Origin of the sequence: Niallia laureatilytica, from assembly GCF_046613985.1 — a bacterium.
Lineage (GTDB): Bacteria > Bacillota > Bacilli > Bacillales > Cytobacillaceae > Niallia.
Genome location: NZ_JBKKHP010000009.1, coordinates 154,190 through 180,202, shown reverse-complemented (window position 1 = coordinate 180,202; position 26,013 = coordinate 154,190). Strand labels below are relative to the sequence as shown.

Sequence of the window (26,013 nt, the reverse complement as noted above, 5' to 3'; positions counted from 1 at the left end):
AATACTAGAAACCAGCAGGAGGACACTATTTATTATTTACTAAAGTAATTCGAAAATCAAAAGATAAGAACTGGATTTTTTTATAGTTGCTTACCAAACTTTATAATGCCCCAAAAAAGGAAAAAATGCAGACAAAGAAATGCATAAATATATTCTCTTTGCATCATGATAATAGGGAATCCAATACAAGGAGGAAACAATCATGAGTGGTATTCAAAGAACAGCTTTAGTGTTAACGATTATTGGAGCAATAAATTGGGGACTAATTGGATTTTTTCAATTTGATTTAGTAGCAGCAATCTTTGGCGGTCAAGAATCAGCATTATCCAGAATCATTTACGGATTAGTTGGGATTGCCGGTTTGATTAACTTAGGATTGTTGTTTAAACCAAGTGCCGAAGTTTCTCGTGAACCTGAACCAAGATCTGCTAAATAAGATTTTTCAATAAAAAAAGCAGGATGCTTATGGCATCCTGCTTCTTTTATTATTTCTTAATTAGGTCATTGCGGTTAGACTGGTCAATCCACTCTTGCAATTTGTCTTTAAGCGTATTGAAACCTTGGCTGCTGTCTGCATCTACTTTAACTGGTGCAGCTTGGCGTTTAGCACGAGGCTTTTTAGCTTTTTCAGCATCAGCAGGTGCTGCTGGCGCTTCTTCTGTAGCGCGGATAGACAAGCCGATTTTTCCAGCATTATCATCAACAGAAAGAACCTTAACTTTTACTTCGTCGCCTACTTTAAGAAATTCATTAATATCTTTAACATAGCCGTGTGTTACTTCTGAAATATGAACAAGGCCTTGCAAGTTTTCGTCTAAAGAAACGAAAGCGCCGTATGGCTGAATGCCTGTTACCTTTCCTGTAATTATGCTTCCAACTTCGATTTTATCTGACATGAGAACACTCCTAGTTTTTATATTCATTTTTCCTTTAATATGCATTATAAAATTATATCACAAAACAGACCTTAATACAAAAGTATTTATTATTATCTCTGAATTGTGCTTTGTCAGTTAAAGTTTTTGCAAATTTTTTAAATAAATGCTGACTGATTTTTTCCAAACGAAAGGACCGTTTTAAAAACGGTCCTTGTTACTTACTGTATCTTTCTGTAAAAGCCTTCATTCTCTTTAAAGCTTCTTGCAGCTGTTCTAAGGAAGATGCATAAGAACAGCGGATATGGCCTTCCCCGCTCTCGCCAAACACATTTCCCGGCACAACCGCTACCTTTTCTTCCATCAGCAGCTTTTCAGCGAATTGTTCTGATGTCAGCCCAGTTGATGTAATATCAGGGAATGCATAAAAAGCTCCACCTGGAATATGACAAGTCAGCCCCATTTCGTTTAATGACTGTACAACGAAATTACGTCTTCTTCGATAGCTCTTCTTCATTTCCTCGACATCGTTGCTGCCTGATCTCAACGCTTCAAGTCCGGCAAATTGCGCCATTGTCGGAGCACACATTAAGCTGTATTGATGGATTTTAAGCATAGCCTGCGTCAATTCTTCCGGTGCGCAAACAAAACCAAGTCTCCAGCCCGTCATCGCGAACCCTTTTGAGAATCCGGATATGAGCAATGTTCTCTCCCACATGCCGTTTAGGGCGCTCATACTTGTATATTCCTCGTCATAGCACAGCTCTGCATATATCTCATCAGAAATTATAAGCAGGTCATGCTTCTTAGCAACGTCTGCGATTGCTGCTAATTCTGCTGCAGACAATAGGGAGCCTGTCGGATTGCTCGGGGAGCATATCATGATTGCTTTTGTCTTATCTGTAATCACTTCCTCCAGCTGCTCTGGCAGAACCTTGAACTCATGTTCTTTTAACGTCTGAACAGGTACCGGCACACCGCCTGCAAGTGTAACTAGCGGTGCATACGCAACAAAACAAGGTTCAAGCACGATCACTTCCTCATCTGGATTTAGAATCGCCCGCAACGCAATATCAATCGCCTGGCTCGCACCAACTGTTACAATAATCTCTGAATTCGGATTATAAGCGACCTGGAATCTTCTGTTCATGTAAGACGATATTTCCTCGCGCAGCTCAAGCATTCCTGGATTTGCCGTATAGGAAGTATAGCCTTGCTCTAAGGAAAGAATAGCAGCTTCCCTTGCTGACCATGATGTAACAAAGTCAGGTTCACCGACTCCAAGTGAGATGACCCCTTCCATATTGGAAGCCAAATCAAAAAATCGTCTTATCCCGGAAGGCTTCATTTCTGCTACTTTGTCGGCGATATAGCTTTTCGTTTGATTCATCACGGTGACACCACTATCCTTTTATCATCATTATTCGGTTCAAAAATTGTTCCATCATGTTTATACTGCTTTAGAATAAAATGGGTTGTTGTGGAAAGAACAGAATCCAAAGTGGACAGCTTTTCCGAAACAAATCTTGCCACATCATTCATCGATTTCCCTTCAATAATCACAGACAGATCATATGTCCCTGACATTAAATACAGCGATTTCACTTCTTGGAAACGATAAATTCTTTGGGCTACTTCATCAAATCCAACTCCCCGTTTTGGAGTTACTTTAACATCAATCATTGCTGTAACGCCTTCATGTCCTTCAACCTTTGACCAGTCAACAATACTTGTATAGCGGACAACTACTTTCAAATCTTCAAGCTTTGCGACAATTTCTTTCGTTGTCTGAAGGTCCTCTTCAATCATTTTAGCTATGTCTTCATCTGTAATACGGGCGTTTTTTTCTAAAATTTCTGCCACTTCAATTTCTTTTTCCGTCAACTTCATCTTTATCCCTCCAGATTATACAGTACTTTTTTATTGCAAATTACAGGGAGCAAGAGCCGTTATCTTTTGTTAACAGCAGCTTTGTCGATATAGAAAGACACTCATCCATTGGTATGAATTCCTCAAAAGAAAACTCATAAATTTTTTGGATTTCTGCTGCAAGCTCTTCCCTATTGTCCAGCTCATGGACGGCATAGACGCAATCGGCTATTTCCGTATCATAATTCCCTTCCCCAAGCTTGAAGGGATCCCATTCATTCAGCAGTTTTACAAGCTCTAGATTAACTTCTTGATTGTTCATACTTTCACCTTTTTACTCCTATTTTGCTGTCCATATTCTATCACAAAATATACGCAGTTAACACGATAACAGCTAAAAAGGGCTATTTTTTTGCGGTCCTAATTTTTACGATACAGAGAACCAATAGGTCAATTTATTTACTCTATACATTTTATTGCAGATTCATTGACAAAATAGAAATCGAGGAATATCCTAAAGGAAAGTTGCGCAAAGGAAACATTTTATCACTTAGGAAAAATCAACAGAAATCAGGTGAACATATGGATAAAAGTAAAGAGGCTTCTCACGCAGGTTCTGTATTACATGGTCCTGGAGGGCTAAGAAAGTTCCTGCCGTTTCTTGGTCCTGCCTTTATTGCTGCAATTGCTTATATCGATCCAGGAAATTTCGCAACAAACATAGCTGCAGGTTCTCAATATGGTTATTTATTATTATGGGTTATCTTGTTTTCAAATATTATGGCCTTAATTATTCAGTCACTGTCTGCAAAATTAGGGATTGCTACAGGAAAAAATCTCGCCGAGGTCGCCCGGGAGGAATTTCCTAAGCCTGTCAGCATCGGTTTATGGATTCAAGGTGAAATAGTTATCATTGCTACCGATTTAGCAGAATTTATTGGTGCTGCACTCGGCATTTACTTACTGTTTGGCATTCCGATGCTTGAATCAAGCATTATCGCTGCAATCGGCAGCTTTGCCATACTGGAGCTGCAAAGACGAGGCTACAGATCGCTTGAGGCTGGGATAACAGCAATGCTGTTTATAGTTGTCTTATCCTTTATTGTGCAAATGTTCTTCGCAAAACCAGAGCTCCATTCTGTGCTGCACGGTTTGTTTACACCACAATTCCAAGGAACAGACAGTGTACTGCTTGCAGCTGGAATACTCGGAGCAACGGTTATGCCCCACGCGATTTATCTGCACTCTGCCTTAACGCAAAAACGGATTGTCGGTACAACAGAAAAAGAGAAGAAAATGATTTTCCGCTTTGAGTTTTTTGATATCCTTATTGCCATGCTGATTGCAGGATTTATTAATGCGGCTATGCTTATTGTCGCAAGTGCCTTATTCCATGCAAATGGCTTTATCGTAAATGACTTGGATGTTGCCTTTCAGCATTTCGAGCAGCTTGTAAGTCCAGCTTCAGCTATCCTGTTCGGTCTCGGCCTTTTAATTGCCGGCCTGTCCAGCTCGTCTGTTGGTACTATGTCCGGAGATGTCATTATGCAAGGCTTCATTCAATTTCGAATTCCCATCTATGTCAGAAGGCTGATTACGATTATTCCGCCCATTATTATTATTGCATCAGGAGTAAATCCTACATCAGCATTAGTATTAAGCCAGGTTATCCTTTCATTTGGAATTGGCTTCGCATTAATCCCGTTAATTATGTTTACAAGCAGCAAACGGATTATGGGCAGCCTGCAAAACTCGCAAGCAATTACGATTATCTCTTGGCTGATCGCAGCAGTTATTGTCCTTTTAAATCTTTTTTTACTGTACGATACTTTCTTCTAATAAAAGAAAAGAAGCATGCAAACCAACTGGTTTCATGCTTCTTTTTGCTATCTTTTGACTTCGCCGCAATAAACTCGTTCCCCCGAATTTCCTGCCGGCTGTGTCATTCCATCATCTGCCTGGTCAGTGATGACAATGGATGTTCCTTTCGGTTTAAATAATGAATTCTTGCCGTCCCTTAATGTGACTTGCGGTGCCAACAGCTCAGCTTTGACAGTTCCGTCATCCTCAACAATTAGATTGGGAAGGTCTCCTGCATGTGCTCCTTTTGGATGGAGCAGACCATGCTCCTTATCCTCAGGATTAAAGTGATTTCCTGCACTTTGAAATGTAGGAGCCTCACATTTTCCTACCTCATGTATGTGTAGGCCATGTACTCCAGGTGTCAACCCCTTTAAGTTGACTGTAAGCATCACTCCTGCAGACTGCTCCTCCAAATTAATACTGCCTAAAGAATCGCCGACATCATTGAACATTTCCACATCTACCTTTGTTGCTTCTCCTTCCGCACAGCCTGCCATTAAAAGAAGCAATGCTAACATAGGCATGATTTTTTTCATTTACGAACTCCTCCAATACCGATAATAGGAGTATTATTTGTAGAATTGTTTAAATTATGCTGTTTCCCTGTTTCTAACATAGTGATTTATTATGGTACTATTTAAGAAAGAATGTTTTTGGAGGCGAATGATGTGGAAGAACTAACAATTGGCACAAAGGTTACTGCCATATACAAAACAGGCAAATATATCGGCGAAATTACAGATATACGCAGCAACAGCTACTTAGTGAGGGTATTAGCTGTTCTTAAGCACCCTATGCAAGGTGATTTACATAATCCGAAGCAGGCAGAAAATGTCTTTTTTCATGAGCGAAAAGCCCTCTCATACAGAGAACAGATGAATACTCCCAAACCGATGGTAAAGCCCTATGAGGAGGAGACTCCAGAATACGGGACATCCCTTTTGCAGGCTGTCTCGAAAATGAAGGATGAACTGAGTAAAGACAATTCCCCATTTGCAGCAAGGAGCTTAAGCAATCTTGGCATACTGGAGCAGGAGTACCGCCGGGCAATTACAAAAGCTTAATTTTTTTCGGGATTTCTTCCTTATATGGGAGGAATCCTTTTTAGGCAAAAAAATAAAAGGGTGGCAACTAGTAGAACAAGCTTAGCTGTCAATCCTTTTTTCATGCAAATTTATTATAAAACTTAGATAGATCAATTAAATCGCCAATCGTTGTCGTTTCCGTCTTTCCTAAATACCTTTTGTCCTTTTCAACAAACTTAAATATGTCATAGGTTGTCAGCGCATCATCTAAGGCGCGGTGATGTCTTCCTGTCCCTTCGCTCCCGTATTCCCGCACTGCTTTCCATAATCCTGTCTGATTTTGGTCTCCGAAAAACCGCTTATATTCCATCGACAAATCTATTTCACTGCAAGCAAGAGGAAATGACGCACCTGCCATAGTGCAATTATTCCTGAGCACCTTCATGTCCATATTACCCCATGTTACAACTGTATTTGAGAAACCGCTGCCCATCTCCTTGATTTTATCGAGCAAACCGTGAAATGGAATTCCGTTATCGACTTGTTCCTGATGTATGTGCAGGAAGGATTTGCATCGCTCTGAAAGAATGGGAAACTTGCTTGGAGCCACATAGGCAGAAAAGGTTTCTCTTATCTTGTCATTAACGACGGCGACGATGCCCACTTCAATTATTTCAGGTTGAAAACCTTTATACTTAGCATTTTTTTCTGGCATGGTAAACTCAAAATCTATAAATAAATATTGTTGCTGCTTCTCCATTTTTTCACCTTCTTTCTCTAAGTAAATCTCCGATCCATCTATCCTAAAAACCTTTTCTTATATTATAACAGAATATTCGCGAAGCTTTAAAATTTTCTATTTATTTTTTTGTTTACTATTATGGTAATATTTTGCCCTTTTTTTCAGCAAAATACTTCATGCATATTTATAAAAAATCCTTTATGCTTTTAGTAACGGATTTTAAGTAATGAGGGAAAATTAATGCGAAAAAAACTTGGGGTTTCCTTTATAGTAATAATGCTAATTGCTTTAGTAGCTGTTCTTTATTTTACAGCAGCAGAAAAAAAGAAATATGTCAGCTTCCATCAATTTTTGGACGACAATATACCAGTCTCTTCCATGACACTCGCTCAATCCAGCTACATTTTGGATAATAGTGGAAGAAGCATATCAGAAATCAGCCCGCAAGCAGGGATACGAAAAAACTTGATAAATGAAGAAATCCCCCAATATGTGAAAGATTTGTTCATCTTATCAGAGGATCAGCATTTTTATGAACATGCTGGCTTTGATCTGCCGGCAATCGGGAGGGCTCTCTTGACCAATGCTGAATCAGATACTATTGAACAAGGCGGGAGTACTATTACCCAGCAGTTAGCCCGGAATATGTTTCAATCTTACGATAAAACCTACAATCGAAAACTAAAAGAGCTTCTTTACGCTTATGAGCTTGAAAGAAAGTGGTCAAAAGCAGAAATTCTTACTCAATATATTAATGCCGTTTATTTTGCCAATAATATGTATGGCATTGAAGCAGCAGCGAATTATTACTTCAGCAGCAAATCGAGTGACTTGTCCAAAGCAGAACTGTCTTTTTTGGCAAGCATTCCTAATAATCCAACTATATATGATCCGCTTAAACATTTTGAACAAACAAAAAAGAGACAAGAACGGTTAATATCCTTAATGGAAAAAGAGGGTAAAATATCCAGCAGTGAAGCTAAAAAGATGACAAATGAAAAAATAACACTTCACGTGCAAAAGAAAACAGATCTTTATCCAGACTATGTCTCATATGTGGAGGATGAATTACGAGCACTCGTTTCTGAAGAAAAAGGTTATGCTAAAAAAATAACAAAAGCAAATGACAAGGAAAAGGAAATTCTCAGCAAAGAGCTGGATGCCGAAGTTCAGAAGCTCCTTGAAAGTGGCGTTATTATTCATACAGGAATGGACCGCCGCTTGCAGGAGAAAGCGGTAAAAGCAGTGAAAAGCTCCCTGATAACAACAGATGTAGAAGCAGCAGCAGTTGTCATCGATCACAAGAGCCATACAATAGGCGCACTTGTTGGCGGGAAGAACTATAAAAAATATGAGTTTAACCGGAGCTATCAAGCATATCGCCAGCCTGGTTCTGCTATCAAGCCGCTTCTTGTGTATGGACCTTATCTGCAGGAAACAGGTAAAGGAGTTAAATCCACCGTTAATGCGGATGCTTTTTGCAAAGACGGTTATTGCCCGCAAAATTACAGTGGTCAAGACTATGGAAATGTCACATTAGATCAAGCTTTTATTCATTCCTATAATACACCTGCTGTCAGGCTTGCAGATAGTATTGGACTAAAAACTGCTTTCAGCTATTTAGCTCATTTTCCTTTTAAAAAGGTGACAGAAGAGGATGTTCATCTGTCCTCCGCTATCGGTGGATTCACAGTTGGTATGTCTCCGCTTGAGATGACGAATGCTTATACTGTCTTTGGAAATAACGGCAGCTTTAAAAGCTCACATGCCATCACGTCCGTAACAGATGCTGACGGCAATCTGCTTTATGAATGGAAGGAAGCAGAGGAAACGGTCTGGAATAAAGCGACGAATGACAAGATGAGAACCTTGCTAAAACACACAGTGACATCCGGAACAGCAAAGAAGGCAAATTTTCAAGCTCCTTATCTGGGAGGAAAAACTGGTACTACGAATGATTATAAAGATTATTGGATGGTCGGTTTATCTAATGATTTAACTGTTGGTGTTTGGGTCGGAAAGGATGCCCCAACCAATTTGAAAAGCATTGAAAGCAATGCTCCCCATCTTTCTATTTGGAAAAAGATATTGATACCATAAAAAAGCACCTGTTCAAAAAATGGACAGGTGCTTTTTTAGATTGGCAAGCTGCCAATAATAGCGTTATATAGCTTGATACATAATAACAGAAATCCTGTAATCATGACAGCCCATGTTAATACTTGAAAGAAAATATAAAAAATGATTCCGCTAAAATTCAGACTGCCGCTTGCAGAGTTAACGAAATAAACAAAGTAAACAAGTGTCGTCACGACAAAGATAGCAAGAAGAATAATATAGCTGTATACACCGAACAAGGAGAGAATACTGCCGCAAAAATAAATGAAGCTTCCTTTCCTTGTTTTGATTAAGCTGTCCCCTTTTGAATCAATGGAAAAAAACAATAACGATAACCCATTTAAAGTGTCTGCAATCAGTTTAAGTGCAGATAACGCCATAAAAATAAACACGCAAAAAAACAGCAGCAATGCAAGCCTAATCCCTGTCTCTGAGAAAAATTCCAACAAACCCTCATACATCCCCAGCCTTTTAAAAAGGTCAATCACTGTTGACTGGATGCGGATTGCAAAAGATAAGCTAAAAAAACTGATAGAAAAAAGCGGAAAGTAACTAGTCAGATATGTATTCATCTAATTCCTTTAATAACTCCTTATGCTAAACATTGGTAATAAAGATATAGCTCTTATTGTATTAGGAAATGCCTTATTAAGCAAAAATCCATCTTTCTAAAAGCTTACTCCTCTCTATTTTTTCCTTACATATTGGTTAATACACAAAGTATGAACAATTTTAATGAAGCTTTAAAAACAATATGTACCAATCCAATACAGGGCTTAATAAAGGAGGTTTAAGCACATACTATTATTGTCCTACAAGAAGGGGCAAATTATAACTGGGGTGAAGCTAAATGGAAAATATTCGTGAAGGTTTAATTCCGACTGTTTTAGGTACTGCAGTAACTACAGCTGGCCTTGTAATGAAGCAGAACCGCAAAATCGACTCTATGGTTTCCAATACGGTGTTTGGCTTTGGCTTAGCACATATTGTATTAGGAGCGATTGATTTAGTGGAGCACCGCAACAAGTAATGAATTTATGCATTAGCGCGAAGCGGCTTTTTCGTTTCGCCTAGTGCTTTTTTTATTACGCCAAAGGACATAAAAGTGCCTAAAGTGTACATATGAAAAACTGGATAGGAATACGATAAAGTAGCCACTAACAGAAACCGATTGGAGTGAATAATATGTTAAGACCTTCTCATCGTGTTTATCCTTATCAGCCAATTCCCATTCACCCATATTTGCATTATCCTTATCCCATTCGTCAGCTTCCGGAAGTAAAGCCAGATCAGTTTGTTAAAAGTGCGCAAAGCAGCATGGCCCTGTTAACAGATGCAAATACACTTATAACAAGATTCCAATCAAGAGATTATGCAAGAAGAGTTATGCAAGCAGCTCAAGCCTCCAATTCCAGCGCTGTAAATGAATTACTTCGCACAAGCGGAATAAAAAACCTCCCAAAAATTAAATATAATCCGGATGGAATCACACTTGATTTTGACAATAAGAATGCTCCTCCATGCTGTTATTTAACATTGAAGCTGCGCTGGAGTGAATAATAAAAAAAAACTCCCGCATACAAATAATGCGGGAAAATACTTTTAATAATAAGGGTATGGGCCGTACGGAGCTGGACCATATGGAACCGGTCCATAAGGGACTGGCGGTCCATAAAAATAAGGTCTTGGTCTAACTAGCGCACCTCCGACTGCTCCTCCTACTAATCCACCTATTAATCCACCAACTAATGGAGCTCCAAAGAAAATTCTTGAATCTTGAGGACGATATCTATATCCATACATATGCACGCATTGCCTCCTCTTCTTTATTTGTAGCAGTATACTCTATTACATATGCATCTGTCCCTCTTTTGGACTGGGCAGCCGCCTTCCCTGTAAAAATTCTCCCTTAATAGGCTTGGGGATTATCATTATTTTTCGCACCTTTCACCCACTGCTTGTTTATACTATAGGGAAAAAACTTGAACTACAGGAGGCAAGGGCATAGAGATGAATGAGTTGTTTGATCTAACAGGCAAAACAGCTATTGTAACAGGCGGGGGACGAGGGTTAGGCAAAGAGATGGCCGCTGCATTAGGCGAAGCAGGTGCCAACATTGTTATTTGCTCAAGAAAGCTAAGCAACAGCAGTGAAACAGTCGAGTTTCTTAAAGAAAAAGGTATACAGGCATTGGCACTTTCTTGTGATGTTTCCAATCAAAAGGATATCGATCAGGTTATCGCAAAAACTGAAGAACAGTTTGGCTCCATAGACATTCTTGTTAACAACAGCGGCACTTCCTGGATAGCACCTACATTAGATTATCCGGAAGATAAATGGGACAAAGTGATGGATGTAAATGTTAAAGGAACCTTTTTGTTTTCCCAAGCTGCTGCCAAAAAAATGCTGCAGCAAAAAAGCGGAAAAATTATCAACATCTCCTCTGTTACAGCTAACTTCGGCACACACCCTCTTTTCTTAGATGCAATTGCCTATAATACGAGCAAAGGTGCGATTATAACTCTAACTAAAGAACTAGCAGTAAAACTAGCTCCGTATAATATCCAAGTCAATGCAATTGCTCCGGGCTTTTTCCCAACAAAAATCACTTCTGTATTAGAGAAACATGAAAAACAGCTATTGATGAAGATTCCAGCACATAGAGTCGGCCATTCCAGTGACTTAAAAGGGTTGACACTATTATTGGCAGGCATAGGTTCGGACTATATAACAGGACAGACTATTGCCATAGATGGCGGTTTGTCATCCATGCTCTAAGCTTTGCAAGGGTGTGACAAATCTGATATTTGAAAAAGAAAGGATGTTAACAAATGGGTCAGGTTACATTAGATGTATATGATTTACTCAAAAAGGGAGGAACCTTCCTTCAGTTTAAAATTAACAATATGATTCAAAATCAGCTCAACCATTATTCATTAATCAATGTTGCAAAAACACAAACAAATGCCCTTACAAAAAAGATAAAAAAACTTCAACAATATACAGAACAAACAGCTGCTGTTTTAAATTTCCCTACTAAGACAGACCTGTCTAATGCCACACAGCTTATCCTGCAATCAGAAGAAAAAATCGACAATATTGACGACCAGCTTTATCAAATTACAAAAATGCTTCATGAAATGAAAGAGCTTGTCGCAAAGATTGCATTAAGCAATCATGAATCAATGGATGCTCCACTTTCTGCAAGCTTAAGTGAAGAAATTGCCAAACAAGAAGAGGAGATTGCCACACTTCAACAAGAGATGCTGCAAGTTAAACAAAAAATGGCCGAACAAAAAGAGCAGCTGATTATAACGGAAACACCTTCTGTTGATCCTTACAAGGTGAACTGATATGGTTTTAAAACGATTCTCTCATTTTTTGGATGCACTTTCGGAGGATGAAATACCTGTCGGCCTCTCTGAGAAATATCCAATCTGGAAGAAAAACAAAGCAACCCTCTGGTATTATCCTTCTAAACATAGAAAGTTTAAAGAACCGATTTTCTTGATATATTCTGTCGTTAACAAAGCATATATTTTAGATTTAGCTCCATCACTCAGTCTGATTGAGGCATTTACAAATGCCGGATATGACACCTATTTAATTGACTTTGGCACTCCAGGTTTCGAAGATCGCAATACTACAATTGATGACTATATTACGAAGTATATTGAAAAAGCATACACAAGAGCACTGCGCCATGCTTGCACAAACGAGATGACAGTTATTGGCTTTTGCCTTGGAGGGACATTGGCAACCGTTTTTGCAGCTATTACCGATCAAAAAATAAAAAACCTTATTTTAGCTGTATCTCCGATTGACTTCTCCCAATTTCCTATCTTTGACAAATGGCAGAAAGCCTTGCGCGACGGGGAAGTGAAAGTAGATGATTTTATTGATACCATTGGAATGGTACCGCCTGATTTCATTAAATACGGAACAAGGCTTATCGTTGCTCCTGTATCATACAGTCACTATCTGGCATTATTAAACCGCAGTGATGATCCAAAATACCGGGAAAAATGGCTGCGGATGAACAAATGGACGCTTGATCATATCCCGCTCCCTGGCAAAGCCTTTAACCAGCTCATGAACGACTATGTCCGCGATAACAAGATTGTTGAAGGCGGTTTAGAAGTTAACGGAATTCCTGTTGATTTTCGGAATATTACTTGCAACCTGCTTGTTTTTTCAACCAAATATGATCCCCTTGTTCCGAGTGAATTGTGCGAGCCGATCATGGATCTTGTGGGAAGTGAAGACAAGACATTCATCCTGTTTGAAGGCGGGCATGCATCGTTAGTTGCCAATAAATCTATGCCTTTCCCAATGGAGGATTGGCTACTCAACCATTGCACTCCAGTTGATGATGATTGTTAAAATGCTAAAAAGCTGCATCCCTTTGGATGCAGCTCTTTTAATATTTTTTATCCCTCTTGATTAAATCTTTCAACCAATAGCGCTAATGTTCTTGTCATAACACCTGTTGCTCCTGCTTTCTGCAGTTCTGAGCTGTTATTTGTATAAGAAGTACCGGCAATATCAAGATGTACCCATGGTGTTCCTTCCGCAAACTCACCAATAAAAGCACCTGCCACAATGGCATGTCCTTCTCGTCCAGGAGAATTGTTCAAATCAGCAACCGGGCTGTTTCTGACTCTTTTCTTATGGCTTTCAAATATCGGCAGTCTCCAAATAGGCTCTCCTGCTTCATAAGATGCTTCTAGCACTTGTTCAAACAGAGCTTCATCATTTGTCATTGCACCAGTTGTTTCCATACCTAGTGCAACAATCACACCGCCAGTTAATGTTGCTACATCCACTAAATAACCTGCACCGTGTTGCTTCGCATATGTGACAGCATCAGCAAGCACGAGACGGCCCTCTGCGTCTGTATTTAATACTTCAATAGTTTTGCCGCTCATCGAAGTGATAACGTCATCTGGTTTAAAAGCAGAACCGCTGATCATATTATCTGTTGAAGCAATGACAGCAACTACATTTTGTTCTGGCTTAAGCTCTCCAATGATTTCCATTGCGCCAAGAACAGCAGCCGCACCGCCCATATCTGTTTTCATGCCGACAATCCCGTCCTTCGGCTTAATAGAATAACCGCCCGTATCAAAGGTGACTCCTTTTCCTACAAGACCGATTACATCTGTCCATTCTTCTTTACCCTGATACTTAAGGACAATCATTTTTGGCGGTTCGGTCGAGCCTTGATTCACTGCAAGAATAGCTCCCATTCCAAGCTTGAGCATATCCTCCTTCTCCAGAATCTCAACCTCAAAGCTGTATTTTTCTCCAAGCTGCTTTGCATACTCAGCCATATCAGTAGCTGTCAGCATGTTACCAGGCAGGTTGACAAGTGTTCTCGCAGAGTTTGTTCCCTTTCCGTATGTATAGCCTACAATTGCAGCAGCACGTACTTCTTCTTCGTCTGTTGCGCTGTAGAGAATTACTTCCTCAATCTTTTTCTCTGGCTCATTGGATTTTTGCTTATAGCCTTCAAACTCGTATGTAGACAATGCTAATGCTTCTGCTAATGCATGGGAATTGTCAAGAGCATCTAGAGTTTCCGTCACAAAGGATTCTACAAAAACGGCTGCTTGCTGATACTTAGCTTTAGAAAGCTCTTGAAATACAGCTCCATAAATTTCCTGCACTTCATGGAAGGTAAGCTCCTTTTGTTTTCCTAACCCAGCAAAAACAATTCTTTTTGCACCAATTTGACCGAATGTATGCACAATATGTATGTGTTTTTTCTTTGCAGACAGATCGTTTTCCTTCAGCAGATTAGTTAATTCTCCTCCAAAGACTTCATCAAGCTCTGCTAATTTACCTTCCAGTTTAATAGACTTTTCAAACAATCCAATTACTATACATTCTAATTTATCTGTAAAGTTCCATTCTTGTTTAAAGTTAAACATATATTTTTCTTCCTCCATTCTGTTGCTGCTTCTTTTCTATTATAGCGGACTGCGAGATATTTCGTATAGCTAATTAGTTTTCTTCTCAAGATAATATTGCTTTTTAAGTAGAACTCCAGTAATTTGGTTATGTTATAATAAGAGAAAGCAATATCTTTCAATTAACACTATTTCCATAATTATTGACTTTTATTATTGGATTGGAAGGACTTGCTTTTCAAAAAGATTTAATTTGCTGCAATACGGGTAGTGTTTTATTTTAGAGAGAATACATAACCTTGAGGTGATTTTTTTGGATCTGCTTATCAATTTTCCTTTTTTAGCAAGTCTTGCAGCAATTTTCTTCGCTCAGTTTGTTAAGGTCCCAATTACTTTTTTTGTTACAAAAAAAATTGACTGGTCCTTGCTTACAAGCACAGGAGGCATGCCAAGTTCTCATTCAGCTGCAGTAACAGCACTCTCAACAGGCGTTGCCTTAGAAACTGGCGCTGATTCCCCGATTTTCGCCGTGTCAGCTATCTTTGCGATCATTACTATGTTCGATGCAACTGGTGTTAGACGGCAGGCTGGGGAACAAGCAATAGTGCTGAATCAGCTGGTGGATGATTTCAATAAATTTGTAGATGATGCTAAGGGCTGGCAGCAAAAGCCTGAACAGCAAAAGAGAAAGCAGTTGAAAGAGCTCCTCGGACATAAGCCGATTGAGGTTTTCTTTGGAGGACTTACCGGGATAGCTTTAACACTCATTCTCGATTTAATTTTTCACTAAAAAAAGTTCCACGGAGAAATCTCCTGTGGAACTTTTTTTTATTTGCTTTCTGCACTTGTGTATTGCTGGCGGAAAACCTGCATAGATTTCGCTTCATTAAACGCTGTTAATGTTTTCTCTGTCAGTTTCCCTTTGCCCATTTCCACTATGTATACGTCTACTGTTTTCTTGCCCCATTGGCTATATACGTCGTCTACTGTTTCATAGTATAAATCAAGCTTATTCCCTTTGATGGCAGAGCCAGTGTCTGCAACAACTCCAAATCCATAGCCTGGGATAAATAGCACGGTCCCGATTGGGAATACACTTATATCTGCAGCAATCGTGCTGTATAAATCACGCTTCACCTTTACACCAGAATAGGTGATGCCAAATGACGGATGACTAGGGTTTTTTCCTGTTGATTCAAAGCCAGCCGTATAACCAGTAGCCACAACTTGTTTCTTTGGATATTGGGACCAATCTCTTTCTTCAAGCAAAGGCGGATTGCCTGTTACCTCTGTACTAGAAGATATTTGTGTGCTTGCTGCAAAAGCTTCCTTCAAATTCTTAATTCCAAATCCAATCTTTTTAAATGTATGATCTAAATAAGAATCATCCTCTGTTTCATTACTGTCTGAAAGATGGAATGAGCTCGCTTGTACTCCTGAAATGGATTGAAATGTTGTTAGTAGTGCTGCAATGAAAAGTAAGGTCATTCCGACCCTTCTAAAAATTTTTTTACTTGTCATATTTTTCAACTCCTCCAAAACTATTCATTTCCCAAAATGGAAACAATTATTCACAAATAGTTTAAAAGAGAAGCCATTTACCTAGTAAATTAACAAAAATTGCTATAAAATACCGGTTTTTCACTAGTATAATTTGGTTAACAGCCGCCTATTTATCTTTTTCTGCACTCTTTTTTAGGTATTTTACATATTTTAAGAGGAGATTTAAAAGAGAAAAAAACTGCCTCTTCCATTCGGAAAAGGCAGTTTTTGTTTAGCACTCTTCAGGCGTACCTGCGTTAACTGCTGTGCGGAAAGAGGAACCGCATCCGCAAGATGCGATGGCGTTCGGGTTGTCGATTGTGAAACCGCCGCCCATTAAAGATTGTTTATAATCAATTTTTGTGCCTTTTAAGATGGCTGTGTCATTCTTATCAACAAGCACTTGAATACCGTGCTGCTCTGTTACATAATCATTTTCTTCTTTTTCAGGTGCAAAGCCCATCCCGTAAGAAAGTCCGCTGCAGCCTCCTCCTCTGATTGCAACCCTAAGATAAGAGCCTTCCTCTTCGTTGTCTTTCATCATTTCTTTAATTTGCAATGCTGCCGCATCTGTAATATGAAGTACTTCTTCTGTCATAATAAATCCTCCCTTTCTGATGTTTCTTCTTCCTTATATTATATACCTCGCGACAAAACTACTCAACTTGTGCAACTCACCAAATATATACCAATTAATTGCAGAAGCATGACAACTGTTATTTGATAATATTATTAATTTTTTAAATAATCGTTACTTTAATAGGTAATTATCCTTAATGTTATGTATAATAGTAGTATAAATTAACTAAATTATTTTTGGAGAGGTATGAGAAAATGACCACCATTGAACCTCTTTATGATAAAAATTGTCTATGTCCATTATGTACCACCTCTTTTACAACAAAGAAGCTGCGTTCCCGATTTATTAAAGCAAAAGGGTTTGATTCTGACTTTTTTCCATTTTATGAAGAACATAATCCGCTTCTTTATTATGTCAATGTCTGTCCTGCATGCGGTTTTGCGTTCGCAGATCAAGCAGAGGTCCGTTTAAATGAAGCAGAAAAAGCAATCTTAACAGAAAAGATTTCAAGCCAATGGAATCCGCAAAACTTTGGAGAAAGCAGAACGATAAGAGACAGTGTAAAAACATATAAACTTGCTGCATATGCTGGGATTCTAAGACATGAGAAGCATATTTTGATAGCTGGTTTATACATAAGACTGGCATGGCTTTATCGAATGCTGGAGGACGTAAACGAGGAAACTCGCTTCATGAAGCTGGCGTTATCTGAATACGAGCTGTCTTATTCAACCGGAGACTTCAGAGGAACTCAAGTTTCTGAAATAAAGACACTATATTTAGCAGGTGAGCTTTGCAGAAGAACAACAAAAACAGAACAAGCTGTTAAGTATTTCTCAAAAGTAATCGAACAGCAAAGCAAAACGATTGAAAAAAATATTATCAGTCTCGCAAAAGATGGCTGGCTAAAAATCAGAGAGCTGCAAAAAGCTTAAAAGCAGGCGAGTTTCGCCTGCTTTGTCTGTGTTCCTTCTATTTAAAACATCGGATTTTCTTCTATATGCTTGTACACATTCTGAACAAGCTCTTCAGGTGTTTCACCTGTCACCATTTCTCCGTCTACAAGGGCAAATAAAGATTCCCCGCACTGTCCGCACATGCCTAAACAGCCATAATCTATTACATCCAGTTTATCATCCTGCTCTAATTGGAGCTTTGCCGGTTCTGCCCCGGATGCTAGATTGCTTAAACAAAATTCAATAATCGGTTTAAACAATATAATCACCTCTTCAATAACACATATACTAACTTTTTTTATTTTATTTATCAAGCTTAACAGTATGTTTGTTATTTCTTCTTCAATTAAGAATAAACCGCCTAATCCTCATAATATACTTAAAAATAGTTAAGGATAAAATGCTTCGAAAAAGTTGTATATATTAACAACCTTTGTTCAAATACAATATGAATGTCCTTTTTAGGGAGGTTTTATGAAAAAACTAATTATACTTGGAGGCGGCTATGGCGGCATGATGCTGTTGTCCCGCCTGATTTCTAATCTGCCATATAACATAATGGTTATCCTTATTGATAGAGCCCCTTACCATTTTTTAAAGACAGAATACTATGCTTTAGCCGCAGGCACCGTCACAGATGAGCATATTAGGATTCCCTTTCCTAAACATCCCCAAGTTTCCATTCTAAATGCAGAAGTAGCAAGTATTGATTTACCATCACATAAAGTGAATCTCGTAAATGGAGAAAGTATCGTTTACGATGATTTAGTTATTGGCTTAGGCTGCGAGGATAACTATCATGGCATAACAGGAGCCGATAAGTTTACACACAGCATTCAAACGAGAAGCCGCTCACAGATGACTTACTCAGAGCTTAATCTATTGGCGGAGGAATCAAGGGTTGCTATCATCGGCGGAGGCTTAAGCGGGGTGGAGCTCGCCTCTGAAATTGCGGAGAGCCGCCAAGATTTGCATGTTACCTTGTTTGACCGGGGAGATACAATCCTTTCATCATATCCTTCGAAGGTAAGCGATTATGTGGAGAAGTGGTTTGGAGAACGAAATGTGGAAATAATCAAAAATTCCACTATTACCTTAATTGAAGAGAATACGGTATACAATAATGGAGAGCCTTATCCCTTTGACTGCATTGTTTGGACTGCTGGCGTCAAGCCGAACAAAATAGTTCTCGATCTTTCGGCAGACAAAGATAAAAAAGGGCGAATACTTCTCACCGATCATCATCACTTGCCTGATGATGACAAAGTATTTGTAGTTGGAGACTGCGCGAGTCTTGGCCTGCCACCGAGCGCCCAGCTCGCAGAAAAACAGGCTGTGCAAATAGCTGCCGTTTTGATTGCCCGTTGGAAAGGAGAGAGACTTCCTTCCTTTCCAACGCTGAAACTGAAAGGGGTGCTGGGCTCACTTGGAAAAAAGCATGGATTTGGGCTTATTGCCAACACTGCATTGACTGGCCGTATTCCGAGAATTTTAAAGCACGGGGTATTATGGAAAGATAAAAATAAAAAAAAAAGTTACTTCATTCAGCCCAAAAATCGCGGCTGAAGCGATGAGGCTTTGAGCCTTTTGAGGCTGACGAGACAACATCTCTTCAGCCTGTTTTCTTTGGATTATTGTGCGCTATTGTATCCGTACCTTTCAAACTCCTCATAAATCCGTTTCAGCTTCGGATTGCCTTCACCAATTATTTCATCGTCAATTACGACAACTGGATAGAATAAATCTTCTTCAATGACCCTTTTACAAAAGGCGTTTTTATCCTCATCATAATTAGCTTCAAAGATATCATAATAATGAATCTTGAAATCTTGATCAGGGAATTTCCTTTTAAGAGCAGCCTGCAGCCACTCATATGTATCCTTTGAAGAAGGGAGATTCACACAGCTCGCACAAATTTGTTCTGCACCGTAAATGCTTATTTCTAATTCTCTTTTCATTTTTCTTCCTCTCTTTCCTGTTTAATTCACTCATTGAAGTGTTGACATTATTGTCTCAGGAAGAGACAATGCAATATGAAATAATGTTTAGGTGTTTTCATGTTTCTAGAATAGATTTTTCTCTTTAATGTGATTATAATAAATTATAGGAAAGGAGTCGATATGAATGGCAGAATTAGAAATGAGAGAACAAGTACAGGAAGTACTAGATAAATTACGCCCATTCCTTCTTAGAGATGGTGGGGATTGTGAATTGGTAGATGTGGAAGACGGCATCGTAAAATTGCGTTTGCTTGGAGCTTGCGGAAGCTGCCCAAGTTCGACAATCACGCTAAAAGCTGGTATTGAGCGCGCTCTTTTGGAAGAAGTTCCAGGGGTATATGAAGTAGAGCAAGTATTCTAATACAACTTTAATAGCTAAAAAGGGCAGCCAATGGCTGCCCTTTTTATATATTGCTGTATGCTTTCCCTTTTACTTCCACACCATTCTTATCAATTTGCACGGGAAGATAATTCATATCAGGCAAAAGCTCCTTCAGTCCAGCGGCAACCGCTTCTGTCTTCCCTGTTTCAATGAAACATAAGACTGTTGGACCTGCACCGCTTAAGGCGACACCGTATGCCCCTAATTTCTGAGCATGCTGTTCTATTATCTCCAGATGCGGGACAAGCTCCTTTCGATACGGCTGATGATATTTGTCCAGCGCCATCATCTTGCCGGCAAGCTTGTTGTTGCCTGTCAGCAATGCGGCCACAAGAAGATTGGAAACAGCACCTGCTGCAACTGCTTCTGCAAATGGCATCGATTTAGGGAGCACATCTCTTGCTGATTTCGTAAGAAGCTCTTCATTCGGTATAACGGCCAGCAATTCCAATTCTACTGAATGGATTACTTCCACATCTGCCTCGCTTCCAAGCTGACATCCAACCACAAGGCCGCCAAATATGCTTGCACCGACATTATCCGGATGCCCTTCCATATTGGTTGCGATGGTAAATTTCTCTTCCTCTGTCAATTGAAGCTCACCTAAGGAATCGGCAAGCTCTATTGCAGCAACAATTGCCGACGCACTAGAACCGAGACCTCTAGCCAGCGGAATTTCGCTTGAAACGCTTACCCTGCAAGGCGGCAATTCTTTATTGTAGCTTTTGGCTACTTGTATAGCTGTTGCGATGATAAAGTTGCTTTCATCTGACGGAAAAGTCTTCAATTTTTCTGAGAGCGGTATTACCTCCCATTTTTCTGCTGGAGAAGCTTCCACAATCAAATATAGGCTCAGAGCCATGCCAAGGCTGTCAAATCCCGGTCCAAGATTTGCCGTACTTGCTGGAACCTTGATTTGAAGCATCTCACTTTCCATCATATATGAACGACTCCCTTAATATGAGCCGCCACTGCCTTTTCATCGTTCGGCAGAACAACAGGCTTAATTGGACTTACATCTATAGCTGTGTTCGGATCTTTTAAGCCATTTCCTGTCAGTACAGCAACGATCTTGCTGCCTTTAGCAATCTTACCGCTTTGCAAATGCTTGTAAACTCCAGCGATAGAAGCACAAGAACCAGGTTCTGCAAATACGCCTTCTTTAGCTGCAATCGTACGGTAAGCAGCGATGATTTCTTCATCTGTTACTTCATCAATAATACCTTCTGATTCCTGCTGGGCTTGTACAGCCAGCTTCCAGCTCGCCGGATTTCCAATGCGAATTGCTGTTGCGATTGTTTCCGGATTTTCAAACACACGATTATGGACGATTGCTGCTGCTCCTGCTGCTTCAAATCCATGAATCTTTGGCAGTCCTGTTTGTTTTGCTTCGTTATATTCCTTAAAGCCTTTCCAGTAGGCGCTAATATTGCCTGCATTTCCGACTGGAATTGCCAAGATATCAGGTGCTGTGCCAAGCTGGTCACAAACTTCAAATGCAGCTGTTTTCTGGCCTTCTAATCTGTATGGATTGACAGAATTCACTAGCGCAACTGGTTCTGTTTCGCTGATTTTCCGAACCATTTGCAATGCTTGGTCAAAGTTTCCTTCAATCGATATAATCTCAGCACCGTACATAACAGCTTGAGCTAGTTTACCCATCGCAATTTTACCTTCTGGAATTACAACGATACAGCGCATGCCTGCACGAGCTGCATATGCTGCAGCTGCAGCCGATGTATTTCCAGTAGAGGCGCAAATAACAGTGGAATTGCCTTCCTCCTTAGCTTTAGCGACAGCCATCACCATGCCTCTGTCTTTAAATGAACCAGTCGGGTTTGTACCTTCTGTTTTTACATACAGCTCTACTCCCCATTCCTCTGAAAGCTGTTCAAGCTTTATTAAAGGAGTGTTACCCTCATTTAAAGTCAGACTTGGTGTGTTATCGTTAATTGGCAAATAATTTTTATATTCTTCAAGCAGGCCTTTCCATCTCATTACTTAGTTCCTCCTTCTACACGGTAAGAGCTTTTTACTGTACGGACAGATGATAAGTCTCTTAATTGAATTAGTATATTTTCATAGTTTAACAAGGATGCATGATGCGTAATTAAGACTATTTCTGCCATGCCTTTTTCTTTTACAGGCAATTGCAGAATCTTTTCAAAGCTCACACCATTTTTGGAGAAGATTGATGTAATTTCAGCAAATACACCTACTGCATCTTCTACTTGCAGACGAAGGAAGTATTTGGAGTACATTTCGTCCGGTTTCTTCAAGTTCTTTTTAAATTGTGGTGTAATAGCGGTTTTTCCGTTTACACCCAATCTCATGTTTTTTAGGACATTCACTAAATCAGAAACGACTGCAGTTGCTGTCGGCATGCTGCCGGCACCAGGCCCGTAAAACATCGTTTCTCCTACTGCTTCACCGTATACATAAACAGCATTAAATTCATTGTTGACTGCCGCTAGCGGGTGACTGTCAATTAAGAAGGCTGGCTGTACGCTCACTTCTACTTTTCCGTCCTGTCTATGGGCAAAACCAATCAATTTCATCGTATAGCCAAGCTGCTTGCCATACTGAATGTCTTCTTCCGTGACCTGAGTAATCCCCTCAACCTTCACATCTTCAAGGCTGATGTTCATAGAAAAGCCTAATGTAGCCAATATCGTCATTTTCCGAGCTGCATCAAGACCTTCCACGTCAGATGTCGGATCGCTTTCGGCGAATCCGAGTCGTTGTGCTTCTTCCAAGACTTCGTCGTACGCTTTTCCTTGCTTAGTCATTTTTGTCAAAATAAAGTTTGTCGTTCCATTCACGATTCCCATCAGTTTCGTAATGTGGTCTGATGCTAGGCCATCGACAAGTCCTCGAATGATAGGAATCCCGCCAGCAACGCTTGCTTCGTAGAATAAATCACAATTATTTTCTGAGGCAACTTGTAAGAGGCGCGCCCCGTAAACAGCCATTAAATCCTTGTTAGCTGTTACAACGTGCTTGCGATTTTTAAGGGCTTGGAGCAGCCTTTCTTTTGTCTCCTCTACGCCGCCCATCACTTCAATAATCACATCTATTTCTGGATCATTCAGAATCTCATCTGGATTTGTTGTTAACATGTCAGTTGCAATGGATACATCCCGGTCTTTATCTATATTTTTTACAAGTATCTTTTTTACTTTGACGGGACAGCCGATTTGGTGCATGATTTTATCTTGGTGATTTTCTATGATTTTTACAACACCTGTGCCGACAGTGCCCAATCCAAGCAGTCCAATTGATATTGTCTCCAATTTGCTATTCCCCCTAAGATGTTCTCTTTAAAAAAACAACTGTCTTTGTATAGTAGACATTATAGTGTTAGATCTGATTTTTTACAAGAGGTGAATTATATATTCTTTGAAAATTTATTCAACTCTTATTTTTGTCATTTTACTGTTTTTTCTATTATAAAGTAATTTGTAAGAAAAAGGGGAACTATTTTGGACAAGAATACCCGGCTAGAAAGCGAGCCGGGGAAAGGGTAATTGTATAAAAAGGAAGGTTAATAAAGCCAGCTTAATGTGGGGATTTTTGATTTTTTGACAGGTGCTTCAACCATCTCAAAAAAAACGCGCAGGAACTCCTCTGAATCCTTTGACTGATTTAAATATTTCTTTAATTGATCCTCTAAATAATGCCGTTGTGCCTCACTTGAGCTTGAATAATAATTTTCGACACACTCCACAAAATGGAGAGGAAACAGCAATCTCGCATAGATCAGCCTCCAGGAAAACGGGCTTAATGGTGCAATGCTTTGATAGTCATTGTAAAAATTTCGAACATCCCGATAATAGGTTTTAATATTAAGAAAATATCTTTCTCTTGTCCATTCTGCTAAATCTCTGCCGCAATGATCGAATACCCAATCAAATGGATTCTTTACATAATACTCTCCCATCCATGTTGATTTCATGAAACGGTTATGGCAAATCGTCCCGCTGTCAATCGGTGAAGGTTCATCATCAAGCTCTGTATCGACCAAATACTGAATCGCATTTTCAGAAACTCCCATATAATATGGAAATGCCTCGAGAAACAGTTTATCAAATTCGCTTTCAGGTTCCTGGTACATCTTTGTATTCCAAAAGGCCTCCATCTGGTCAATCCTCTTTTCCCACAAACCTTTCCATTGTCCCATTCGCGAAATTTTCTCGACACCAAATTGGACCGATCTGCCCCGATAATGAAACTTTCCTAATTTCCTTCCTAATTGCTTTGATTGAAAAGGCTGAACATGCTCATTCAGCATAATACAGTACGCCTGTCCTTCCACCTCTTCTCTAATATTGCCATCCTTTGATTCCAGAAATGTCCCAACTCTGTAATCACCCAAATTTGTCATATGATTTACAAGCTCATGAAGCTCTAATATCTCTTCATCCTCTTTGTTGTCTACTGGTATAAGCGTATACAGCTTGCCATCCTTTCTGCAGGCTTCATAGTGACCAAACCTCATTTCATCTGTGACCTCTACGCCATAATGACTGTGTAAGATTTTCCGAATCATCATACTCCTCCTTTTCAAAGAACGAATCTGCAAAACACCTTATAAGAAAATATATGTCGTTAAGTGATAATCTTGAGTTTTTTCTTTTATAACCTGTTGCTAAAGAAATTTTCAGTAAAGAATGACACATACCTTTATAGAAGTCCTACATATACTAACAAGTATACAGCTATTATCACAGCCTGCCTTTTACGCAATGCTCGGTAAAGCGTACAGCCAATATTGGCATAGTAAGCAATGATGACCACTGTGTTTAGATAGTGAATACAATTAGAAAAGGTGATAATATGTCAGATATTACAGAAAAAACAGCGAGAAAATGGCTTCACGAGCGCGGAGTTACCATAGAAGATATTGGAGAACTAGTTTATTTATTACAGGAAAAATATCACGAGAATTTAGAAATGGCTGAATGTATCCATAATGTAGAGCGTGTATTGTCCAAAAGGGAAGTACAAAATGCCTTGTTAACTGGCATACAATTAGATGTGCTTGCAGAAAAGAAAATGCTCGAGGCACCGCTTCAAGCCATTATCGAAAGTGATGAAAGTCTTTACGGCGTTGACGAAGTACTGAGCTTTTCCATCGTAAATGTATATGGCTCAATCGGCTTTACTAATTACGGATATGTAGATAAATTAAAACCTGGCATCCTTAAGAAGCTTAATGATAAATCGACAGGGAAATGTCATACTTTTTTAGATGATATAGTTGGTGCTATTGCTGCGGCAGCATCAAGCAGGCTGGCACATAGTGTCAGGGGTGAAAAATAGATGAAAATAAAAAAGGAAGAACACACTAAGTGCTTCTTCCTTTTTTGTTATTCCCACTCAGAAAGACTGTTAACGGAATATGTAGGTTTTTGCTCATAAGTGGCTAAATGCTCTGCTGTTGTGACACCAGAATGAACTAACAATGTATCAATTCCTGCATTTACCCCAGCTAATATATCGGTATGATAATTATCGCCTACCATAATAGCCTCATTCTTATTTACGCCAAGCAGTTTCAATGCTTGTTCCACGATGATTGCCTCTGGCTTGCCCATATTAAGTGGGGCTGTGTTTGTTGAAACTGTTATGACTGATGTAAGGGCACCGTTTCCAGGAAGAAGTCCCCTCTCCGTCGGCAAAGCTGTATCACCGTTTGTGATAATGTATTTAGCTCCGCTGCGGACAGCAAGACATGCCTGCGCCAGCTTTTCATACGTGATTTGCTGGTCCATGCCTGCTACTACATAATCAGCCTCTTCATGATTAGCCAGTATTTGAATGTCTTTTTCTGTAAGTGCATGGCGCAAGCCTTCTTCACCTATCATATAAACACTTGCTGATTTGTTCTGTTCGTATATATATCCAGCTGCAGCCATAGCGGAAGTAAACACTTCCTCTTTTTTTGCAGGTATGTGGAAATCTCTTAACTTTTGGGCTACTTGCTCTGGTGTTTTTGTCGAGTTGTTCGTCACATATAAATATGGGATACCAAGGGCAATTAAGCGTTTGACAAATTCAGCCGCTTCTTGAATTACTTCTGTCCCTTTATACATAGTCCCATCTAGATCGATTAAGTATCCTTTATAGTTTTTCATGAATATAAAAGC

Annotated in this window: 32 protein-coding genes; 14 read left to right on the top strand and 18 right to left on the bottom strand. The window is 39.5% G+C overall.

Translation table 11 applies throughout. The features are described from left to right. Window positions 1–202: 202 nt before the first annotated feature. Window positions 203–436 carry a DUF378 domain-containing protein gene (locus ACLIJJ_RS20130; RefSeq protein ID WP_233316459.1) on the top strand — a complete coding sequence of 78 codons (234 nt, stop codon included), beginning with the start codon at window positions 203–205 and terminating at the stop codon, window positions 434–436. 49 nt (window positions 437–485) lie between these two features. Here ACLIJJ_RS20130 and yugI read toward each other — a convergent pair whose 3' ends face one another. The 4 genes from yugI to ACLIJJ_RS20110 form a co-directional block, all read right to left on the bottom strand. Further along, the gene (gene yugI / locus ACLIJJ_RS20125) at window positions 486–896 is read right to left on the bottom strand and encodes a S1 domain-containing post-transcriptional regulator GSP13 (RefSeq protein ID WP_233316460.1); all 411 of its coding nucleotides are present in this window, start codon (window positions 894–896) and stop codon (window positions 486–488) included. Window positions 897–1,092: 196 nt separating this feature from the next. After that, window positions 1,093–2,265, bottom strand: coding sequence for an aminotransferase (locus ACLIJJ_RS20120; RefSeq protein ID WP_233316461.1), 1,173 nt, complete (start codon window positions 2,263–2,265; stop codon window positions 1,093–1,095). Then, the gene (locus ACLIJJ_RS20115) at window positions 2,265–2,765 is read right to left on the bottom strand and encodes an Lrp/AsnC family transcriptional regulator (RefSeq protein WP_233316462.1); all 501 of its coding nucleotides are present in this window, start codon (window positions 2,763–2,765) and stop codon (window positions 2,265–2,267) included. Before ACLIJJ_RS20115 ends, ACLIJJ_RS20120 begins: the two co-directional genes overlap by 1 nt. 40 nt (window positions 2,766–2,805) lie before the next feature. Beyond that, window positions 2,806–3,066 (bottom strand): DUF1871 family protein, encoded by a 261-nt coding sequence (locus ACLIJJ_RS20110; protein ID WP_233316463.1) that lies wholly within the window; start codon window positions 3,064–3,066, stop codon window positions 2,806–2,808. Between the two features lie 260 nt (window positions 3,067–3,326). Here ACLIJJ_RS20110 and ACLIJJ_RS20105 point away from each other — a divergent pair, with 260 nt between their 5' ends. Beyond that, window positions 3,327–4,583 (top strand): Nramp family divalent metal transporter, encoded by a 1,257-nt coding sequence (locus ACLIJJ_RS20105; RefSeq protein ID WP_411411511.1) that lies wholly within the window; start codon window positions 3,327–3,329, stop codon window positions 4,581–4,583. Window positions 4,584–4,630: 47 nt separating this feature from the next. Here ACLIJJ_RS20105 and ACLIJJ_RS20100 read toward each other — a convergent pair whose 3' ends face one another. Next, complete coding sequence (locus ACLIJJ_RS20100; protein WP_233316464.1) at window positions 4,631–5,143, bottom strand: superoxide dismutase family protein; 513 nt, start codon at window positions 5,141–5,143, stop codon at window positions 4,631–4,633. 132 nt (window positions 5,144–5,275) lie between these two features. Between ACLIJJ_RS20100 and kapB the strand changes: the two genes are divergently transcribed. Next, window positions 5,276–5,671, top strand: coding sequence for a kinase-associated lipoprotein KapB (gene kapB, locus ACLIJJ_RS20095; protein ID WP_411411510.1), 396 nt, complete (start codon window positions 5,276–5,278; stop codon window positions 5,669–5,671). A gap of 100 nt (window positions 5,672–5,771) precedes the next feature. Here kapB and kapD read toward each other — a convergent pair whose 3' ends face one another. Next, window positions 5,772–6,392: a 3'-5' exonuclease KapD gene (gene kapD, locus ACLIJJ_RS20090; RefSeq protein WP_233316466.1), complete on the bottom strand. Its 621-nt coding sequence runs from the start codon at window positions 6,390–6,392 to the stop codon at window positions 5,772–5,774. A gap of 222 nt (window positions 6,393–6,614) precedes the next feature. Here kapD and ACLIJJ_RS20085 point away from each other — a divergent pair, with 222 nt between their 5' ends. After that, window positions 6,615–8,474: a transglycosylase domain-containing protein gene (locus ACLIJJ_RS20085; protein ID WP_411411509.1), complete on the top strand. Its 1,860-nt coding sequence runs from the start codon at window positions 6,615–6,617 to the stop codon at window positions 8,472–8,474. Window positions 8,475–8,509: 35 nt separating this feature from the next. On the opposite strand, the gene ACLIJJ_RS20080 is transcribed toward ACLIJJ_RS20085, so the two are convergent. Further along, window positions 8,510–9,064, bottom strand: coding sequence for a DUF5366 family protein (locus tag ACLIJJ_RS20080; RefSeq protein WP_233316468.1), 555 nt, complete (start codon window positions 9,062–9,064; stop codon window positions 8,510–8,512). Between the two features lie 278 nt (window positions 9,065–9,342). On the opposite strand from ACLIJJ_RS20080, the gene ACLIJJ_RS20075 reads away from it, so the two are divergent. Continuing rightward, window positions 9,343–9,522 (top strand): asparagine synthase, encoded by a 180-nt coding sequence (locus ACLIJJ_RS20075; RefSeq protein ID WP_233316469.1) that lies wholly within the window; start codon window positions 9,343–9,345, stop codon window positions 9,520–9,522. Between the two features lie 155 nt (window positions 9,523–9,677). After that, window positions 9,678–10,052, top strand: coding sequence for a YuzC family spore coat inner layer protein (locus tag ACLIJJ_RS20070; protein ID WP_233316470.1), 375 nt, complete (start codon window positions 9,678–9,680; stop codon window positions 10,050–10,052). A 42-nt stretch (window positions 10,053–10,094) separates the two neighbouring features. Here ACLIJJ_RS20070 and ACLIJJ_RS20065 read toward each other — a convergent pair whose 3' ends face one another. Then, window positions 10,095–10,295, bottom strand: coding sequence for a hypothetical protein (locus ACLIJJ_RS20065; protein ID WP_233316471.1), 201 nt, complete (start codon window positions 10,293–10,295; stop codon window positions 10,095–10,097). Between the two features lie 201 nt (window positions 10,296–10,496). Between ACLIJJ_RS20065 and ACLIJJ_RS20060 the strand changes: the two genes are divergently transcribed. Genes ACLIJJ_RS20060 through ACLIJJ_RS20050 form a run of 3 tightly spaced genes read left to right on the top strand, consistent with a single transcriptional unit; the run spans window position 10,497 to window position 12,875 of the window. Then, window positions 10,497–11,270, top strand: coding sequence for an SDR family oxidoreductase (locus ACLIJJ_RS20060; protein ID WP_233316623.1), 774 nt, complete (start codon window positions 10,497–10,499; stop codon window positions 11,268–11,270). 53 nt (window positions 11,271–11,323) lie between these two features. Continuing rightward, a complete protein-coding gene (locus ACLIJJ_RS20055; RefSeq protein WP_233316472.1) occupies window positions 11,324–11,845 on the top strand; it encodes a hypothetical protein in 522 nt (173 codons plus the stop codon). Window position 11,846: 1 nt separating this feature from the next. Further along, the gene (locus tag ACLIJJ_RS20050; protein ID WP_233316473.1) at window positions 11,847–12,875 is read left to right on the top strand and encodes an alpha/beta fold hydrolase; all 1,029 of its coding nucleotides are present in this window, start codon (window positions 11,847–11,849) and stop codon (window positions 12,873–12,875) included. Between the two features lie 47 nt (window positions 12,876–12,922). Here ACLIJJ_RS20050 and ACLIJJ_RS20045 read toward each other — a convergent pair whose 3' ends face one another. Then, complete coding sequence (locus tag ACLIJJ_RS20045) at window positions 12,923–14,425, bottom strand: leucyl aminopeptidase (RefSeq protein WP_411411508.1); 1,503 nt, start codon at window positions 14,423–14,425, stop codon at window positions 12,923–12,925. A gap of 292 nt (window positions 14,426–14,717) precedes the next feature. Here ACLIJJ_RS20045 and ACLIJJ_RS20040 point away from each other — a divergent pair, with 292 nt between their 5' ends. After that, window positions 14,718–15,194, top strand: a complete 477-nt coding sequence (locus tag ACLIJJ_RS20040) for a divergent PAP2 family protein (protein ID WP_233316475.1) — start codon at window positions 14,718–14,720, stop codon at window positions 15,192–15,194. Between the two features lie 38 nt (window positions 15,195–15,232). Here the strand turns inward: ACLIJJ_RS20040 and ACLIJJ_RS20035 are convergent, their stop codons facing one another. Together ACLIJJ_RS20035 and ACLIJJ_RS20030 are read right to left on the bottom strand one after the other, a co-directional pair. After that, window positions 15,233–15,925, bottom strand: a complete 693-nt coding sequence (locus ACLIJJ_RS20035) for a 3D domain-containing protein (protein ID WP_233316476.1) — start codon at window positions 15,923–15,925, stop codon at window positions 15,233–15,235. A gap of 253 nt (window positions 15,926–16,178) precedes the next feature. Then, window positions 16,179–16,544, bottom strand: coding sequence for a HesB/IscA family protein (locus tag ACLIJJ_RS20030; RefSeq protein ID WP_233316477.1), 366 nt, complete (start codon window positions 16,542–16,544; stop codon window positions 16,179–16,181). A gap of 236 nt (window positions 16,545–16,780) precedes the next feature. On the opposite strand from ACLIJJ_RS20030, the gene ACLIJJ_RS20025 reads away from it, so the two are divergent. After that, window positions 16,781–17,461: a DUF2225 domain-containing protein gene (locus ACLIJJ_RS20025; protein WP_233316478.1), complete on the top strand. Its 681-nt coding sequence runs from the start codon at window positions 16,781–16,783 to the stop codon at window positions 17,459–17,461. Window positions 17,462–17,502: 41 nt separating this feature from the next. On the opposite strand, the gene ACLIJJ_RS20020 is transcribed toward ACLIJJ_RS20025, so the two are convergent. Further along, entirely contained in the window at window positions 17,503–17,742 is a 240-nt protein-coding gene (locus ACLIJJ_RS20020; protein WP_233316479.1) for a YuzB family protein, read from the bottom strand. Window positions 17,743–17,956: 214 nt separating this feature from the next. Between ACLIJJ_RS20020 and ACLIJJ_RS20015 the strand changes: the two genes are divergently transcribed. Beyond that, the gene (locus ACLIJJ_RS20015) at window positions 17,957–19,048 is read left to right on the top strand and encodes an NAD(P)/FAD-dependent oxidoreductase (RefSeq protein WP_233316480.1); all 1,092 of its coding nucleotides are present in this window, start codon (window positions 17,957–17,959) and stop codon (window positions 19,046–19,048) included. Window positions 19,049–19,113: 65 nt separating this feature from the next. Here the strand turns inward: ACLIJJ_RS20015 and ACLIJJ_RS20010 are convergent, their stop codons facing one another. Beyond that, complete coding sequence (locus tag ACLIJJ_RS20010) at window positions 19,114–19,440, bottom strand: YuzD family protein (RefSeq protein ID WP_233316481.1); 327 nt, start codon at window positions 19,438–19,440, stop codon at window positions 19,114–19,116. A gap of 166 nt (window positions 19,441–19,606) precedes the next feature. Between ACLIJJ_RS20010 and ACLIJJ_RS20005 the strand changes: the two genes are divergently transcribed. Next, window positions 19,607–19,843, top strand: coding sequence for a NifU family protein (locus tag ACLIJJ_RS20005; RefSeq protein ID WP_233316482.1), 237 nt, complete (start codon window positions 19,607–19,609; stop codon window positions 19,841–19,843). Between the two features lie 43 nt (window positions 19,844–19,886). On the opposite strand, the gene thrB is transcribed toward ACLIJJ_RS20005, so the two are convergent. The 4 genes from thrB to yutH all read right to left on the bottom strand — a co-directional run bounded on the left by thrB (window position 19,887) and on the right by yutH (window position 24,416). Further along, window positions 19,887–20,804 carry a homoserine kinase gene (thrB, locus tag ACLIJJ_RS20000; RefSeq protein ID WP_233316483.1) on the bottom strand — a complete coding sequence of 306 codons (918 nt, stop codon included), beginning with the start codon at window positions 20,802–20,804 and terminating at the stop codon, window positions 19,887–19,889. Next, window positions 20,801–21,862, bottom strand: a complete 1,062-nt coding sequence (gene thrC / locus ACLIJJ_RS19995; RefSeq protein WP_233316484.1) for a threonine synthase — start codon at window positions 21,860–21,862, stop codon at window positions 20,801–20,803. The genes thrB and thrC overlap by 4 nt, the downstream gene beginning before the upstream one ends. Continuing rightward, window positions 21,862–23,157: a homoserine dehydrogenase gene (locus tag ACLIJJ_RS19990; protein WP_233316485.1), complete on the bottom strand. Its 1,296-nt coding sequence runs from the start codon at window positions 23,155–23,157 to the stop codon at window positions 21,862–21,864. Before ACLIJJ_RS19990 ends, thrC begins: the two co-directional genes overlap by 1 nt. A 251-nt stretch (window positions 23,158–23,408) precedes the next feature. Beyond that, complete coding sequence (gene yutH / locus ACLIJJ_RS19985) at window positions 23,409–24,416, bottom strand: spore coat putative kinase YutH (protein ID WP_311315875.1); 1,008 nt, start codon at window positions 24,414–24,416, stop codon at window positions 23,409–23,411. Between the two features lie 284 nt (window positions 24,417–24,700). Here yutH and ACLIJJ_RS19980 point away from each other — a divergent pair, with 284 nt between their 5' ends. Next, window positions 24,701–25,186: a phosphatidylglycerophosphatase A family protein gene (locus tag ACLIJJ_RS19980; protein WP_233316486.1), complete on the top strand. Its 486-nt coding sequence runs from the start codon at window positions 24,701–24,703 to the stop codon at window positions 25,184–25,186. Window positions 25,187–25,233: 47 nt separating this feature from the next. Here ACLIJJ_RS19980 and ACLIJJ_RS19975 read toward each other — a convergent pair whose 3' ends face one another. Next, window positions 25,234–26,001: a TIGR01457 family HAD-type hydrolase gene (locus ACLIJJ_RS19975; protein WP_233316487.1), complete on the bottom strand. Its 768-nt coding sequence runs from the start codon at window positions 25,999–26,001 to the stop codon at window positions 25,234–25,236. Window positions 26,002–26,013: the final 12 nt, after the last annotated feature.